At 61.8% G+C, this 16,197-nt stretch carries 14 protein-coding genes; 9 read left to right on the forward strand and 5 right to left on the reverse strand.

Annotation, left to right across the window (positions count from 1 at the left end):
* The first annotated feature begins 10 nt into the window (after positions 1 to 10).
* From CI15_RS29005 to CI15_RS29025, 5 genes are all read left to right on the forward strand, one after another.
* Positions 11 to 1,126 (forward strand): glycosyltransferase family 4 protein, encoded by a 1,116-nt coding sequence (locus CI15_RS29005; RefSeq protein WP_062135051.1) that lies wholly within the window; start codon positions 11 to 13, stop codon positions 1,124 to 1,126.
* Positions 1,127 to 1,132: 6 nt separating this feature from the next.
* On the forward strand, positions 1,133 to 2,602 hold the full coding sequence (locus CI15_RS29010) for a hypothetical protein (protein ID WP_062135054.1): 1,470 nt from the start codon (positions 1,133 to 1,135) through the stop codon (positions 2,600 to 2,602).
* A 69-nt stretch (positions 2,603 to 2,671) separates the two neighbouring features.
* Positions 2,672 to 3,682: a glycosyltransferase family 2 protein gene (locus CI15_RS29015; RefSeq protein WP_062136235.1), complete on the forward strand. Its 1,011-nt coding sequence runs from the start codon at positions 2,672 to 2,674 to the stop codon at positions 3,680 to 3,682.
* Between the two features lie 15 nt (positions 3,683 to 3,697).
* Entirely contained in the window at positions 3,698 to 5,014 is a 1,317-nt protein-coding gene (locus tag CI15_RS29020) for a lipopolysaccharide biosynthesis protein (RefSeq protein ID WP_062135057.1), read from the forward strand.
* A gap of 51 nt (positions 5,015 to 5,065) precedes the next feature.
* Positions 5,066 to 6,256, forward strand: a complete 1,191-nt coding sequence (locus CI15_RS29025; RefSeq protein WP_062135060.1) for a glycosyltransferase family 4 protein — start codon at positions 5,066 to 5,068, stop codon at positions 6,254 to 6,256.
* On the opposite strand, the gene CI15_RS29030 is transcribed toward CI15_RS29025, so the two are convergent.
* On the reverse strand, positions 6,232 to 7,563 hold the full coding sequence (locus tag CI15_RS29030; protein ID WP_062135063.1) for an O-antigen ligase family protein: 1,332 nt from the start codon (positions 7,561 to 7,563) through the stop codon (positions 6,232 to 6,234). The genes CI15_RS29025 and CI15_RS29030 overlap by 25 nt on opposite strands.
* Before the next feature lie 639 nt (positions 7,564 to 8,202).
* Here CI15_RS29030 and CI15_RS29035 point away from each other — a divergent pair.
* Genes CI15_RS29035 through CI15_RS29050 form a run of 4 tightly spaced genes read left to right on the forward strand, consistent with a single transcriptional unit; the run spans position 8,203 to position 12,597 of the window.
* On the forward strand, positions 8,203 to 9,723 hold the full coding sequence (locus CI15_RS29035; RefSeq protein ID WP_062135066.1) for a mannose-1-phosphate guanylyltransferase/mannose-6-phosphate isomerase: 1,521 nt from the start codon (positions 8,203 to 8,205) through the stop codon (positions 9,721 to 9,723).
* A 41-nt stretch (positions 9,724 to 9,764) separates the two neighbouring features.
* Positions 9,765 to 11,147, forward strand: a complete 1,383-nt coding sequence (locus CI15_RS29040) for an undecaprenyl-phosphate glucose phosphotransferase (protein WP_062135070.1) — start codon at positions 9,765 to 9,767, stop codon at positions 11,145 to 11,147.
* A gap of 2 nt (positions 11,148 to 11,149) precedes the next feature.
* Positions 11,150 to 12,211, forward strand: a complete 1,062-nt coding sequence (locus CI15_RS29045) for a sugar-transfer associated ATP-grasp domain-containing protein (protein ID WP_062135073.1) — start codon at positions 11,150 to 11,152, stop codon at positions 12,209 to 12,211.
* Between the two features lie 47 nt (positions 12,212 to 12,258).
* Positions 12,259 to 12,597, forward strand: a complete 339-nt coding sequence (locus CI15_RS29050) for a hypothetical protein (protein ID WP_062135078.1) — start codon at positions 12,259 to 12,261, stop codon at positions 12,595 to 12,597.
* Between the two features lie 9 nt (positions 12,598 to 12,606).
* Here CI15_RS29050 and CI15_RS29055 read toward each other — a convergent pair whose 3' ends face one another.
* Genes CI15_RS29055 through CI15_RS29070 form a run of 4 tightly spaced genes read right to left on the reverse strand, consistent with a single transcriptional unit; the run spans position 12,607 to position 16,106 of the window.
* Complete coding sequence (locus tag CI15_RS29055) at positions 12,607 to 13,005, reverse strand: hypothetical protein (protein WP_062135083.1); 399 nt, start codon at positions 13,003 to 13,005, stop codon at positions 12,607 to 12,609.
* A 19-nt stretch (positions 13,006 to 13,024) separates the two neighbouring features.
* On the reverse strand, positions 13,025 to 13,696 hold the full coding sequence (locus CI15_RS29060; protein ID WP_062135086.1) for an RraA family protein: 672 nt from the start codon (positions 13,694 to 13,696) through the stop codon (positions 13,025 to 13,027).
* Positions 13,693 to 14,733, reverse strand: coding sequence for an amidohydrolase family protein (locus CI15_RS29065; RefSeq protein WP_062135089.1), 1,041 nt, complete (start codon positions 14,731 to 14,733; stop codon positions 13,693 to 13,695). The genes CI15_RS29060 and CI15_RS29065 overlap by 4 nt, the downstream gene beginning before the upstream one ends.
* A gap of 50 nt (positions 14,734 to 14,783) precedes the next feature.
* The gene (locus CI15_RS29070) at positions 14,784 to 16,106 is read right to left on the reverse strand and encodes an MFS transporter (protein WP_062135091.1); all 1,323 of its coding nucleotides are present in this window, start codon (positions 16,104 to 16,106) and stop codon (positions 14,784 to 14,786) included.
* Positions 16,107 to 16,197: the final 91 nt, after the last annotated feature.

Consider the following 16,197-nt stretch of genomic DNA (forward strand, 5'->3'; position numbering starts at 1 on the left):
GGAGAATCGGATGGCCTTTGCAATCAACGGAAAGTTTACTTCGCAACCGGTCACGGGGGTTCAGCGCGTTGCCTATGAACTGACGAGGGCCATGCAGATGCGCGTCGCGCCGGGCGACGAACCCGAAGTGTTCGTGCCGGACGACGCGGTCGAGCCAGGGGCGCTGCTCAAGCGGCAGAGGCGCTGTCCGTGGTTGCGCGGCACGTTGTGGGAGCAGATCACGCTGCCGATCGCCGCGCGTGGCATCACGCTGCTGAATCTGTGCAATATGAGTCCGTTGTTCAAGCACGACCAGATCGTGATGGTTCACGACATGGCGGTCTATGACGTGCCGCAAGGCTTCTCGAGAAAATTCCGGCTTTGGTATCGACTCTGTTTCGCACTATTGCCGCGCACGCATCCGATCGTGCTGACGGTGTCCGCGTATTCGAAGGCGCGTATCTGTCACTACCTGAAGATCGACGAATCGCGAGTGCAAGTCGTACCGCCTGGCGCGGATCATCTCGACCGGATCGTTGCCGATCCCTCGGTGCTTCAACGGCTCGAATTGAAAAAGGACGCGTATTGCGTAATCGTCGGCAGTATCGATCCGCGCAAGAATCTGCGAGGCGCACTCGATGCGATTGCGCGGCTCGGACATCTGAGCGACGTCAAGTTCGTCATTGTCGGCAAAAAGAATCCGCGCATTTTCAGCAACGCGGGCCTCGAGCATCCGGTGCATTCGCGCCAGGTCGTGTGGGCGGGTTTCGTGTCGGACGAGGAATTGAAGGGGTTGTATCAGAACGCCGGCTGCCTCGTGTTTCCGTCGTTATACGAAGGATTCGGCTTGCCGCCTCTCGAAGCCATGTACTGCGGCTGCCCGGTGATCGCATCGACGTGCACGTCGATACCGGAGGCGTGCGGGACCGCCGCGATGTATTGCGAAGCGACTTCCGCCGAAGACATCGCCGCGAAGATCACATTGATGATGAGCGACGCGGAGCTTCGTCAACGGTATCGCAGCGCGGGGTTGCTGCATGCGCGCGAGTTTTGCTGGGAGCGCGCGGCGCAAAAAGTGCTCGAAATCCTCTATGTCCAGACCGGCGAGCGGCTGGCCGAACTGACGCCGCGCGCGTCGACGAGCTAGAGATGGATGGGCACGAACATGAATCGCGCGAAGACCCGTACTGGCAGAAGACGTGCCTTACGCACACTCGCCGCGTTGGCGACGGGTGCGGTCGCGCCGTTGTCAACGATCAGGCCCGCTTTGGCGCTGATACCGGACTCGGCGCGCGCGAACGCGCGGCCGCGCATGATGACCGATCTGATCGGCACCAACGGCTGGGCCGGCTCGGCCGCCGACATCGAGGCGTGGCAAGCGATGGGCATCAGCTGGGGGCGCGGCACGGTCGGCCCCGGTCAACCTGATCGGCCCGGCGAGCCGATGCGCATCGACAGAACCAGTTCGGCATTTGATCACGATCTGCCGTCCGCGCTATTGCGAAACGAACGCAATGGAATCGGTTCGCTGCTGCTGCTCGGCTATACGCCCAGGTGGAATGCGAGTGTGCCGGGCGACAGCAATTCGGCACCCGTCGATGTGGACGTGTGGAAGAAGTATGTCGACGCGGTGGTTCGCAAGTATTCGGCGCCGCCTTATAACCTTCGCTATTTCCAGATCTGGAACGAGGCTGCCGGCAAATTGTCCGGCGGCTTGCCGCAGGCAACGTTCTGGCACGGCCCGAATTTCAGCCAGGACGAAAAGCGCTCGAAACCGTATGAGCGCGCGATGCAGGATTACGTCGAGCGAATTCATATCCCGGCCGCACGCATCATTCGCAGTTACCGCGCGTATGTAGTCTATGGCGGCTGGCCGGACCAAGGCGGCCTCGATAACTACCACCGCTGGCTCGAATATCGCAGCCCCGAATTGAAAGAGCGCATGCTCGATTGGGTCGACTACATCGACACGCACTATCTGCCGGTCTCGGATATGGAGACGCTCTACCAGCAGTACGTGAAGAACGGTCCCGCGCGCGGCATCTGGCAAACGGAGATCGGCAACGAGTACATGAAGGATCCGCACTATTTGCCGCGCTATTTCTTCGATTTCGCGGTGTGGGCGCTCGGCAGGGAGTGGGACGATCCCAACAAGTATCTGTCGATGATCTATCACTGGGACGGCTATGAACCGTTTCGTCTCACGCATCCTGGTCCGCCCGAACGAACCTACAACGTTTCGGGTCGAAGCTTGGTCGTATTGCGTCAAACCGTGGGCGGGCATCTGGCGAGCTTTTCGAAACCGGTGCAAGGTGGTCCGGGTGTTGCTGCGAACGCCTTGCTGTCCGGCACCGACCTCGTGATGCAGGTGAGTAGCAATGCGGGCTGGCAGAACATTGCCATCGGCGGGCTGCAGGCGCTGCGCTCACGCGCGGTACAGGTCGATTTCATCGACGCCGTGAGCGGCGAGAAGAGCGCGGCGGGCAGTGTTGCATCGAGTTGGGACAACGATTTGTTGAACGTGCGATTCAAGGTACCCGATCAGGTCAATGGCGCAGGCAATAACCCGCCCAAACATCTGGCGTATCTCGTGGTGCGTCGTGTGACGCAGGGAGTGGCATAGCGATATTTCGCGAGCTTGACGGCCGCCGGGCGCCGGCGGAACGAACCTGACGAATAGCGTTGGCACATGATGAAACAGGTCACCATTGCGATTTGCAATTACAACTACGAGCGCTATCTGGCCGCGGCGATCGACTCGGCGCTCGCGCAGGACTATCCGGCCACCACGGTGATGGTCGTCGACGATGGCTCGACCGACGGTTCGCGCGCGATCCTCGATAGCTATGGCGATCGCGTGCTGGCGCTCTACAAGAGAAACGGCGGACAAGTATCCGCGTACAACCATGCAATCGCCTCGCTCAACAGCGAATATGTGATCTTTCTCGACTCCGACGACGTGCTGTACCCATCCGCGGTCTCCGAAATAATGCGCCTGTTCGACGGCGGCCCATGGGCCAAGGTGCAATTCCGGCTCGACGTGATGGACAGCGAAGGGGCGTTGACGGGCGCCTACGTGCCGAATAGCGAGCCGCCGCACGACTGCGGCAGACTGCTGCGCAGCGGTTGGCTCTATCCGTCGCCGCCCGCGTCGGGCAATGCTTACCGGGTGAGCGCGCTCAAGCAGATTTTCCCGGTCCCTGAAGAGGGCGTGAACCGCTACGGCGCGGACTTTTATGCAATCTATGGTGTCGCGCTGGCTGGGCCGATCGCGACCATCTCCAAGTCGCTGGGCGGTTACCGGGTACACAACGCGGGCAGCGAAACGGTCGCGTTCGCGAACTCGGAGCAACTGACGAAAGCGCCGCGCGCGTTCAACATGCGCTGGGCCATTTTGCGCAATATTGCCAAAGACCGGCTCGAGGTCGAATTGCCGGCGACTTTTCTCGACTTCTCGCACGAGAAGGCGACATTCTGCTCTTCCGTTTATCGCGCAACGTTTTTCAGGCGCTGGCACTGGATGCTGCTCGATTCGGGTAGCTATCTGCATACGATCATCGCGAACCCGTTCTGGAGCCTGAAGAAAAAGCTTGGCACGCTCGTACTGTCGAGCCTGTGTCTCGTGCCTTACTCGCCGCTGTCGGATTTCGCGGTGCGATATATCGCGAACCCGCTGGCGCGCCGTCGCGTTCCCGGTCGCTGAACCATAGGAGGACGCATGGATAGACGAGCGAGCGCCAATGTAATCGCCTTTATGTACGGCGGCTATTTGATGAGGTACGTGTACCTCATCATCGTCGTGCCGTTCTATGGAAGAGTGCTCGGTGTCGCCGAGTACGGGCGGGTGCTCGCGTCGATGTCGTTGATGAACGTGATCTGGATGCTCGTCAGTTTCGGCTTCACGTTCGTCGGCATGCGCGAGGTGTCGAAGGCGCACTCGGCGCAAGAATGCAATGCGATCTACTCGCTCCATGTCAGCGCACGACTGATCCTCGCCGTGCTTGGCGCGGCCATCGGCATCATTGCGACATATAGCTCGCCGGTATTGTCGGAGCGGCCACTGATCGGCCTGCTCGCGACCTTGCTCGGCATCGTGTCGGCACTCAATCTCGGCTGGCTATTTCAGGGGCGGCACCACTTTCGCACGCCGATCATGATCGAGGTGTTCGGCTTCGCGGTGAGCCTCGTGCTGGTGTTGTCGCTCGTCAGAGGGCCCGAAGACTCCGTATGGGTGCTGGCGAGCCTGCTGATTGCGGGTATCGCGTCGACGATCATTTCCTACGGTCTGGCGACGCGCCAACTCGGCTGGCCGCGTTTTACGTTCTCCGGTGTCGTGCCGCTCGTGCGCAACTCGACGATGCTGTTCTGCTATTCGTCGGGCTCGGTCGTGCTCACGGCCTCGTCGACGTATCTGTTGACCTTGCTGTCGACGCCCGCGCAGGTCGGCTATTTCGGTGCGGCCGAGCGTTTCGCGACCATTGGACTCAGCCTGATGAGCCCCGCGGGCCAGGTCTTTATTCCGACGATTACCCGGCAACTCGCGCAAGGCGACAAGGAAGGCGCGCGCACCACCACGCGACGCGGCGCAATGCTGCTGCTCGGCTACGGCTTACTCGTGCTGTGCGGTGCATTGGCGCTTTCGCCTTTTGTCCTGCCGCTGATTCTCGGCGCTGAGTTCGAGCCGAGTGCGCATGTGTTGCAGACGTTTGCATGGATGTTTCCGTTTGCCGCTTTCAATGAGTTGATCGCGTTCTATGTCTTCGTGCCGCGCAAGAAGGACAAGGTACTGGCGATTGCCGGACTCGCGTCGGGGCTGGTCAATCTCGTCGCCGCGCTCGTGCTCGCGCCGCGTTTCGGCGCGATGGGCATGGCGTCTGCTCGGGTGATCGGCGAAGCGGCGCTGTCGGCGGCACTGCTCGGGGTGATGATTCGCCTCGAGCTGGTTGGGTTGTTGCCCGGTGCCGAGCGGGCGCTCGCGCGGGTGCGGGTGGTGTGCGGGCTTCGTACGCAGGCGGGCGGCGCAAAGGATGATTGAAGTAGCGCGTAAGTGTGCGGGGATGGGTTGGATTGTGACAGGGAGGTCGAAGTGAGAGTCGCTATTGTTCACGATTGGCTGGTGGTTTCCGGTGGCGCCGAGAAAGTATTGAAGAACATCATCGAGTGCTTCCCGGATGCGGACGTCTTTTCGATTGTCGATTTTCTCGAAGACCGCGATTGCGTGAAGGGGAAGTCCGTCAACACGTCGTTCATCCAGAAGATGCCATTCGCGCGAAGACGATACCGCGCCTATCTGCCGTTGATGCCGATCGCGATCGAGCAGGTCGATCTGTCCGGCTACGATCTCGTCATTTCGAGCTCGCACGCGGTCGCGAAAGGCGTGCTGACCGGCCCGAACCAGGTGCATATCAGCTACATTCATTCGCCGATCCGCTATGCGTGGGATCTGCAACATCAGTACCTGCGCGAATCCCATCTCGACAGGGGCCTGCGCTCGGCGTTGGCGCGCGTGCTGCTTCATTACATTCGCGGCTGGGATTCGCGCTCCGCCAACGGCGTCGATCATCTCGTGGCGAATTCGCAGTTCATCGCACGGCGCATCAAAAAGGCCTATCAGCGCGACTCGACGGTGATCTATCCGCCCGTCGATCTGGCCAATACATCCATTGGTCCGGAGAAAGAGGATTTCTATGTGACGGCGTCGCGGATGGTGCCTTACAAGCGCATCGACCTGATCGTTCAGGCCTTTTCGCAAACACCCGAGCGCAGGCTGGTTGTGATCGGCGACGGTCCCGAGATGAAGAAGATCAGGTCGGTGGCCGGCGAGAACGTCGAGATTCTCGGGCATCAGCCGTCGGACGTGCTGATCGATTATTTGCGGCGCGCGCGCGCCTTCGTGTTCGCGGCGGAGGAAGACTTCGGCATTTCCGTGGTCGAAGCGCAGGCGTGTGGCACGCCGGTGATCGCATTCGGGCGCGGCGGCGCGCTGGAATCGGTGGTGGGTCTGCCGCTCGAGCGGGCCACCGGGGTGTTCTACGGCGCGCAAACCACTGAGTCGTTGCTCGAAGCCGTCGGCCGGTTCGAGAGCAACGCGGGCTTATTCGACCCGCGCGCGTGCCGCAAGAATGCCGAGCGCTTTTCGTCGGAGAACTTCAAGAAGGCCCTGATGAACTTCGTCGACACGCGGCTGCCGTATGCGTGCGTCGAACAGTTTCTTCCCTATGCACCAAGTCAACCACAGCCGGTCGAAGAACGTCATCTTGCCGACGTGACGCCCTGAGTCGGGCGCTGGGACACGGGCCGCGAAGAGGGCCCGGAAGCGGGCTGCGAAGCTCGCGTGCCCACGATGCCCGCCTTGCGCGCTCCGCGCGGGCCGGGTCTGAATGCGCTAACCGCCAGCGGACGCGCGGCGAGCAGCAACGAGATCACCAGAGTCAGAATCAGCACGTTCGACGGCGAGACCAGCCGATGCTCGGTTGCCGACATCACCAGCAGACAAACCGACGAAATCTCCACGAAGCGGAACGCCGCGAATTGACGGCCCCCATCGACCAGCGCGGAATACGCCGCCCCCTGCTTGCTCCAATCGACCAGTTTCCAGTAAAACGCGATGATCAGCGTCAAGCCGACCACGCCGAGCTCGGCCAGGATATTCAGGTAGGAGTTGTGGGCGTGCGAGTCGCTGTGCTCGATCACGATGTTGGACGGCACGGCGAACAGATTGAAATACGACGCGAGGCTGCCGATATGATCGTCGAAGGAGCCGAAGCCGAGACCGACGATCGGGCTCTGTTCGAAGTACCTGAGCGCTCGAGGCCATAGCCACTCGTAGCGAATGTTGAGGTTGGCGACCTTGGCGTTATTCGCGGTAATCGTGAACGTATAGCCCATATAGTCGACGCTCGGCTCGGTATGGTAGAGCGCGATTGCGACCGAGGCGAGCAGCAGCATGGCGATCAGCGTCCCGAGCATCCAGCGCTTGCGGCCAAAGTATAGATAGGGCAGCACGGCGGCCGCGCCGAGCAGCGAGCCGCGGCTATAGGTCGAGAACAGCATTAGCGCATTGCACACGAGCAGCGCGATCAGCAGCTTGCTGCGTTTTTGCAGGTAGCAGGCTATGCCGAGACAGAAGAGCATCGCGAGGAAGCCGCCGGCTGCGTTCCGTGCAATGAAGAAGCTGCCGAAACTGTCGGCGGGGTGAGCGAAGATGCTGAACAGTCCGTTTTCGGCGATGTAGTAAGCGTACATCGGCAGATTGATCAGGACCGCGAATATGAACAGGGCCCGCAGTATCTTGTTCAGATCCCAGCGGTGCGCATACACGAAACCGGCAAAAATGGGCGTATAGGAGATGAAAAAATTGCCGTCGCGCCGATAGAAATCGAAATCGAGGAACGATTGCGGGTCATAGAGCAGCGTCGAGACGATCGCAAGCACCGTGAAAGCGAGGAGCGGTGTGACGAACGCGGGGTAGCTGCGGCCGTAAAAGCGCCATGCGCACAACAGCATCGGAACAAAGCCAATCGCACTGATGGGGACGAAATTCGTGACCGTCAGGAACAGTGCGAGTAGCGAAATATAGGCCATTGCAACTCCAGAAAAGCGGATCGCGCGCCGGTTGGGGCCGTGCCCATGCGCTGGATGATGGCGAAATTGGAAGAAGCGGAGAACTCACGGCGCTTGCGCGAGGCGACACACCACACCGTTCTTAATCTTTGATATGAATGCCACAGGACATGCCTGAACGGTAGCACCTGTCACAGTTTATTTCCAATGTTGCACTTCCCCTGCAATAGAAGTGCAAGCTCGTTCGCAAGCTTGCTAAATGTAGTCCCCGAGGGTCGCCAAAACTTCCGCGCTTCGCGCCAGATGCGCTGTCTCGCGGTGTTGCCTCCTATGATTGAACTCAACGGGGCAAGACGGCGAACAGATTCGATGCACGTCATTGCCGCATTCGTTCTTTCGTTTCAATCGTTTTCCGGTCGTCGTTGGCGAGCAGACCATTGCGATCCGGCCAGTCAGTTTCCGTACTTCCCGATCGAGCCGGATTTGCCGTCGGCGCATGCATTATTAGTGCGAGCTGAACTACTGGTCTGGTCCGTTTGTCACGGACGCCTGTCGATAAATCACATCAGACGGTATTTGCGTGGATCGCGGCGCACCGCGTTATGCGCTGTCGTCCAGCGAAAGCGTTTCCGTGCCGGAACCACTGCGAAGGAGTTAGCGATGGGCAAGGTTACCGCGGCAGCAGCCGCGACGGATGTCGAAACGATATTGCAGGATTCTGTCGAGACGGATTTTCCGCCCCTCGTGCAGGTGATCCTCGCCGGTGGTTCCGGCACCCGCTTGTGGCCGGTGTCGCGCGAACAGTTTCCCAAGCAGCTGATCGACGTGATCGGCAATCAGACCTTGCTGCAGGCGACCATGGGGCGCATGGCAGGGTTCGATGGCGCATGGGATGTCGCGGCCGATCCCGTGATCGTCTGCGGGACCGAGCATTATTTTGCTACCTACGAACAGGCGCGCGAAATCGGCGTGAATGCGCGAATCGTGGTTGAGCCCGCGCGTCGCGACACCGCGCCGGCCTTGACGCTTGCCGCGCTGAGCGCATGCGCGCAAGACGAAGACGCGATCCTGGTGGCGATGCCCGCCGACCATTCGATCGCGAATCTCGCAGCGCTTCATCACGCGCTCGACATCGCGGCGACGCACGCGCACGACGGCGCGATCGTCACGCTAGGCGTGCCGCCCGAACGCCCTGACACGGGCTTCGGTTATATCCGTCTCGGCGATGCGTTGCGCGATGGCGCACACCGCATCGAACGCTTCGTCGAGAAGCCTGCGGCCGAACTCGCGGCTCAGTACGTCGCGTCGGGCAATTACTGGTGGAACAGCGGCATCTTCGTCGTGCGGGCGTCGGTGTGGCTGGCCATCATCGAGCAGTTTCAGCCGGACATGCATGCGGCCTGCGTCGACGCGTGCCGCGACGCGAAGAAGACCGACGAATGCATCATGCCGAACGCCGACGAGTTTCTGCGCTCTCCCTCCGACTCGATCGACTATGCGGTGATGGAGCAACTCGGCAAGCCGGATTCGGCGTTTTCCGGCGTGGTGGTGCCGCTCGAAGCGGGCTGGTCCGATCTCGGTTCGTGGGACGCGGTTTGGCAAGCGATGGAAAAGGACGATTGCGGTAACGCCGCGAGCGGCCGGGTGCTGTTCGAAGGGGCCACCGCGACTTACGCACGCTCGCAAGGCGGCCGGCTTCTCGCGTGCGTCGGCACCAGCAACATGATCGTGATCGAAACCGACGACGCGGTGCTGGTCGCGGATCGCTCGCATGTGCAGGACATCAAGGGTCTCGTGTCGCGGATCCGGGCTGAGAACTCGCCGGAAGCCGATGCGCACAGAAAGGTCCGCCGGCCATGGGGCTTTTACGACTCGATCGATCACGGCGAGCGCTTTCAGGTGAAGCGCATCGTCGTCATGCCCGGCGGCCGCCTGTCGCTGCAGATGCACCATCATCGCGCCGAGCACTGGGTCGTGGTGTGCGGAACGGCACTCGTCACGCGCGGAGAGGAGCAGTTTCTGCTCGGCGAAAACGAATCGACCTATATCCCGTTGGGCGTTCGCCATCGGCTCGAAAACCCGGGCCGCGTGCCGCTGCAGATCATCGAGGTGCAGTCGGGTACTTATCTCGGCGAAGACGACATCGTCCGTTTCGACGACCAGTACGGGCGTTGTGGCTGATGCGACGGAGTCGACTCGATACGTGCTATGAGGGGGCTGTGATGCGATTGCTGACTGGTCTACTGGCGAGAATATTCGACGTCGCGATGATCGTGGGAGGTGCCTTTGCGGCCTCGCAGATCCGTTTCGACGGCGGCTCGCAACGTAGCTTCTACTTCGCGTTCGTCGCCTTTGCCGCGGCGTTTGCGCTCGCGGTCTTTCCGGTCCTCGGCGTATACGAATCGTGGCGCGGCCGCTCGAAAAGGGCACTGGCGAGCCACGTGGCGTTCGGCTGGCTCGTCGTGCAGGCTTGCGCGATGGTGCTGATGTTCTCGCTGCACCGGATCGACTTCGTGTCGCGGCTCTGGTTCGTGTACTGGACCGGCATGTCGGGCGCGGCGATGATGGCCGGCCGGCTGGTCACGCATGCCCTGCTGGGCCGCATGCGCTATGCGGGCATGAACTTGCAGCAGGTCGCGGTGGCAGCGTGCGGCGATCATTGCGACGAGATCATCCGCAAGATCGAGATGTCGCCCGCCGCCGGCTTTCGTGCGAATGCGTTGTACAACCTGCACCCCGGCTGCTGCAGTCCGTCGAACGCTTCGGTGCAGGTTTTCGAAGAACAGGGTGCGTTCGCGCGCTACGTGCGGGCCCAGCAGATCGGCGAAGTGTGGCTGGCACTGCCGCTCACCGAGGAGCGCGCGATTCTGAAACTGGTCGCCGAGTTTCGCAACGATCTGATCAATGTGCGCTTCATGCCCGACGTGCGCACGCTTGCGCTATTCGAAGGCAGCATGACCCAGTTGCTCGGTTTGCCGACGATCAATCTCGCCGCCTCGCCGCTGCCGCCCAATGCGTTGCTGCAGAAGGAAGCGTTCGACCGTCTGTTCGCGCTCGTCGCGCTGATTGCGATCTCGCCGGTTCTGTTGGGCTGCGCGATTGCCGTCAAACTGAGCTCGCGCGGGCCGGTGTTCTTCAGGCAGCGCCGCAAAGGCGCCGACGGCCGCGTATTCACGATCTACAAATTCCGTACGATGCGCCTGCACGAGCAGAAGCCGGGCATTCTCGAGCAGGCCACGCGCGACGATCCACGCATCACGCCCGTTGGCGCGTTCCTGCGCCGCACGAGTCTCGACGAACTGCCGCAGTTCTTCAACGTGCTGCGCGGCGATATGTCGGTGGTGGGTCCGCGTCCTCATGCGCTCGAACATGACGATCTTTATCAGAACATCGTCTCGGGCTATATCCACCGTTACCGGATCAAGCCTGGCATTACCGGCTGGGCGCAGATCAACGGCTATCGCGGCGAAACCGATCGCCTCGAAAAGATGGAAGGGCGCGTCGCGCACGATCTGTACTACCTGCGCAACTGGTCGTTCTGGCTCGACGTGAAAATTATCCTGGCCACTATTTTCAAGGGGCTTCATCATCCAAACGCGTACTGAGCATGATGCTATCCGGCGTTGAGAAGGTAGTGAGACGATCGGCGAAGAAGGTGTCGCTGTACCGATTCCACCTGGACCACGGCGCGCAGGCGAGAAAAGTATTGCAACTGCTCGAAGACCAACGCGGCAAGACTGATCCGGCGAACCTGCGGCTCGCGGACACCTATGCGCGCGACGTATTCGGCGACCCGGTCTACGCGCCCTGGCTGCGCGTCTATACCGCGTTTCGCGGCAGGTTCGAGGAAGGCTGGATTCCCGACAACTACTACGCCATCGTCGTCGTGCCGCATATGAAAGGGCTGTACGGGAAGATCGGGAATCTGAAGCCGATCTCGCGATTGCTTTTCGACGGCACGGTCTTGCCCGACATCGCGTATTTCGCCAATGGTCTGTTCTTCACCGACGCAAGCGTCGTGGTGCCCGAGCGCGAATTGAAGGACTTCGTATTCGAGCACGCCGAGCGCGTGGTCTTCAAGCTCGATGGCTCGGCGCAGGGCAATGGCGTCCACTTTTTCGACAGGGCGAATTTCGATCCCGCGCTGATCAGGTCGCTCGGCAATGGCGTGATTCAGACATTCATCGTCCAGCACCCGCTTTTCAGGGCGTTTGCTTCGAAGCCGGTGGCGACGCTGCGCTTCACGACCGTGGTGGACGATAGCGGCCGCATCTCCGTGCGAGCCTGTTATTTGAGGCTCGGCCGAGCCGACGACACGCACGTCCAGAGCGATCGCGAAGTCTGCGTGGCGGTCAAGCTCAACACCGGCGAACTGCACGACGAAGGTTATCTGAACGACTGGAGCGCGGTAGACGCGCATCCAGACTCGGGCGTGCGCTTTGCCGGCATCAGGATCCCGCAGTTCGAGCAGTGTATGGAAACCGTGCTGCGGCTGCATCAGAAGCTTCCATTCGCGCGCTGTATCGGCTGGGATCTCACTGTCGATGCGAACGATCGGGTGCAGGTGATGGAGTGGAACGGCGGGCACAACGACGTCAAATTCAGCGAGGCGACGCAAGGCCCGTGCTTTTCGGATCTGAAGTGGGAGCGGCTGAGGCTCGGGCCCTGAGTTTTACGGGAAGTGAAAGCGGCTGAAATAAGCGGGGGAGACACGGCGTGAGCGAACATTTATGGTGCGTCCACATCGTAGGACTGAACGACTTCTTTGCGGTCGATTCGGAGAAATCGGCGCGGCACGAGGCGTCGGAAATCAATGCGTATATCGATCGCGCCGACCGAAGCTCGTTTGCCGCGCGTTTGCATGCGGAGGCGGTCGAATGGCCGTTCGGCGCGGACGGCCACGCGAGAGCGCTCGATAACGACCGTGACGATCTGGCGCGTATGCCGCACCGACAGCAGGCGGAGACTCATTCCTCGGGCGGGGTGCTCTCGAAGCTTGCCCGGGGCGTCAGAAAACTGCTGAGCGCCGCGCGCGCGGGCCAGGACGGCGCATAACGCGACTCGTCATGCCGGCAGCGGCACGTCTTCTATCAACTCGGCGCGCACCGCGCGGATCCTGCGATCGACAAAGTAACCGCCGCCTTCGACGTAGCGCAAGTACAGTCGCCCGCACGACGAGCATTGCCACACGCCGCAGCGGTTGTAGGGGAAATAGCGCGGCGCGATCGGCGCGTCGGCCGACCAGTAGCTCGTTTTATTGGGCAGGTACTCGCTGAAGGTCGGCTCGGGATCGTCTTCCAGCATCAGTGTGCCGATCTCGTCGAACAGCGTTTCGTCGAGCGAGAGCGGTTGCGATTGCCAGCCGTCGAGCGGAGTGCGCGTGCAGTCGCAAGGCGCGCTGGCGCGCTGTTGCGCGGCACGCGCGAGTTCGAGAAGCATTGCGGCGTTCAGGTATTGCGTCATGTGGCCGATAGCGGGAGGTTCATGAACCGTTCATCATGCGGTCGCGTTGCACGTTGACCCAGCCGCGCTCGAACGTGCCGTTGGCAATCGACTCGAGCGCCGCCGTTTCCTTGGCCTGTTGACGCCGCGCGCCTTCGATGACCGCGTCGACATCGGCCGGCGCAATGGCGAGCAGACCGTCTTCATCGCCGACGATGATATCGCCCGGATGCACGACCATGCCACCCACCGTCACCGGCACGTTGATTTCGCCGGGGCCGTTCTTGTACGGGCCGCGATGCGTGACGCCGCGGGCATACACCGGAAAATCGTGCTGCCGCAGCGCGCCGACGTCGCGAATCGCCCCGTCGATCACGAGACCGCGCACGCCGAGGCTCTCCGCGTAGGTGGCCATGATCTCGCCCATCAGCGCCTGGGTGAGGTCGCCCGCGCCATCGATCACGAGCACGTCGCCGGGGCGGCAGAATTCGAACGCGCGATGAATCGCAAGATTGTCGCCGGGGCGCGTATGGATCGTCAATGCGGTGCCGGCCAACGGCTTCGGCCGATGATACGGCCGCAAGCCAAGCGCGCCGCTCGCGCGCGCCATGTTGTCGCTGAGCAGCGACACCGCAAGTTCGAGCAACGCGTCGAGCGTGGCTGGGCTCGCTTGCGGTGCGCACGGAAATTCACGCCATCCCACTGGATTCATACGGTGGCTCCCCCTGCCGCGAATTGTCGATCGAGTTGACGCGACAGCCGTGCGTAGACGCTGCGCGCATTGTCTTCGTAGATACGCCGGCGCTCCGAGTCGCTGAGCCATTCGATCGCGTCGATGTAGCGGCGCGTGTCGTCGTAGTAATGGCCGGTGCGCGGATCGATGCCCTGCACCGCGCCGATCGTCTCCGACGCGAACAGGATGTTCTCGACTGGAATGACCTTCGCGAGCAGTTCGGCGCCGGGCTGGTGATAGACGCAGGTGTCGAAGAACACGTTCTTCAGCAGATGTTCTTCGAGCAGCGGTCGTTTCATGTCCTGGGCGAGGCCGCGATAGCGTCCCCAGTGATACGGTACGGCGCCGCCGCCGTGCGGAATGATGAAGCGCAGGGTCGGGAAGTCGGCGAACAGATCGCCCTGCAACAGTTGCATGAAGGCGGACGTGTCGCCATTGATGTAATGCGCGCCGGTCGCATGGAAGTTCGGGTTGCACGACGACGAGACGTGAATCATGGCCGGCACGTCGAGCTCGACCATCGCTTCATACAGCGGATACCAGCTGCGATCCGTGAGCGGCAAGCCGCTCCAGTGCCCGCCGGAGGGATCGGGATTTAGATTGCAGCCGATAAAGCCGAGCTCTTCGACACAGCGCCGCAATTCGCCGATGCAATTGGTGGGATCGACGCCCGGCGCCTGCGGCAATTGGCACACGCCGACGAAGTTGCGCGGGAACAGTTCGCACACGCGATGCACGAGGTCGTTGCATGCGCTCGACCATTGCGCGTTCGCTTCGGCGCCGGCCAGATGATGGCCCATGCCGGCCGCGCGTGGCGAGAAGATCGTCAGATCGGTGCCGCGTTCGCGCTGCACGCGCAATTGGCCGTTTTCGATGCTGTCGCGGATCTCGTCGTCGCTGATGAAAGGCCGTGGCGGCGCTGCGAGGCCGTCCTGCAGCGCGGCGATCTGTTGTTTGCGCCACGCTTCGTGCTGCGGCGGAGAGGTCGTGTAATGACCGTGGCAATCGATAATCATGGGTGCGTCGATCCTCTGCGGTGACATTCGTTGGTGGCGATGGGGCAGGCTCAGGTTCGCGGCGCGGCATCGCCGGTTGCGAGTCCGGCGGTTTCTTCTTCGGCGGGCGTCACGCGCATCACGAGCGCGATGATCGTGGCGATGACGAGGAATGCGGCGATCGTCAGCAACGCGAGCTTGAAGTTGCCAGTCGCGTTGCGCACGAGCCCGATGCTCCACGGCCCGACGAGGCCGCCGAACTGCGCGATCGTGTTGATCAGCGCGATGGTCGCGGCGCCGGCCGCGCCGGTCCTGAACGACGACGCGAGACTCCAGAACAGCGGATTGCCCGCATAGATGAAGAGGCCCGTGACACACAGCAGCAGATAGGCGATCACCGGGCTCGGCGCGTAGGCACTGCCGGCAATCGCGAGCGCGCTCATGCCGTACACGAAGGCGAGGTGCTTCTTGCGGTCGCCGCTGCGGTCCGAACTGCGGCTGATCAGGAAGGTGCCGAGCACGCCGAGCAGCGGCGGCGCGGCCGACAGAAAGCCCACCTCGATATTGCTCAGATCGCCGAGGCTCTTGACGATCTGCGGCAGCCACAGAAACAGGCCATAAATACCGACCAGCGCGCAGCCGAACAGACAGGCGAGACTCCAGACGCGGATATCGCTCGCCACGCGCAGCAGCGGAAAATGCCGGTTGCCGCCGATCGCTTCGCGCTCGGCGGCGAGGGTCGATTCGAGCCAGTGCTTTTCGTCGGGGGTGAGCCAGTTCGCGTCGGCCGGACGTTCGGTCAGGATGCGCAGCGTGAGCAGACCCAGCAGCATCGCCGGGATGCCTTCGAGGATGAACATCCATTGCCAGCCGGCGAGACCGAGGATGCCGTTCGCGTAGGTCATCAGCGCGGTCGAGATCGGACCGCCGAGCACCGCGGAGAACGAACCCGCGACGATATAGCCGCCGACCGCGCGCGCCCGGTAGCGCACCGGAAACCATTTGGTCAGGTAAACGGCAATGCCGGGCAGAAAGCCCGCTTCCATCACGCCGAGCAGAAAGCGCAGCACGTAGAAGCTGGTGTCGTTGAACACGAACGCGGTGGCCGCGGCGACCGCGCCCCATGTCAGCAAAATGCGCGCGATCCACACGCGGGCACCGACACGATGCAGGATCAAATTACTCGGTACTTCGAGCAGCATGTAGCCGACGAAGAAGATACTACCGGCGAAACCGAATACCGCTGGACTGAAGCCCAGCTGCTTGTTCATGTCGAGCGCGGCGAAGCCGATATTGATCCGGTCCAGATAGTTGATGAACATCATCGCAAAGAGCATGGGCATCAGGCGCCCGTACACTTTGCGCATCGTCGTGGCTTCGTCGAATGCGGTCATGCATGTCTCCGTGCAGCGACGGGCGTGCCCGTCATTGCGTTTTGTCGTATGTGCGCCTGGTGCAGCGGCCAGTCAATGATAGGAACGCACG

Origin of the sequence: Paraburkholderia monticola (genome assembly GCF_001580545.1) — a bacterium.
Classification (GTDB): Bacteria; Pseudomonadota; Gammaproteobacteria; order Burkholderiales; family Burkholderiaceae; genus Paraburkholderia; species Paraburkholderia monticola.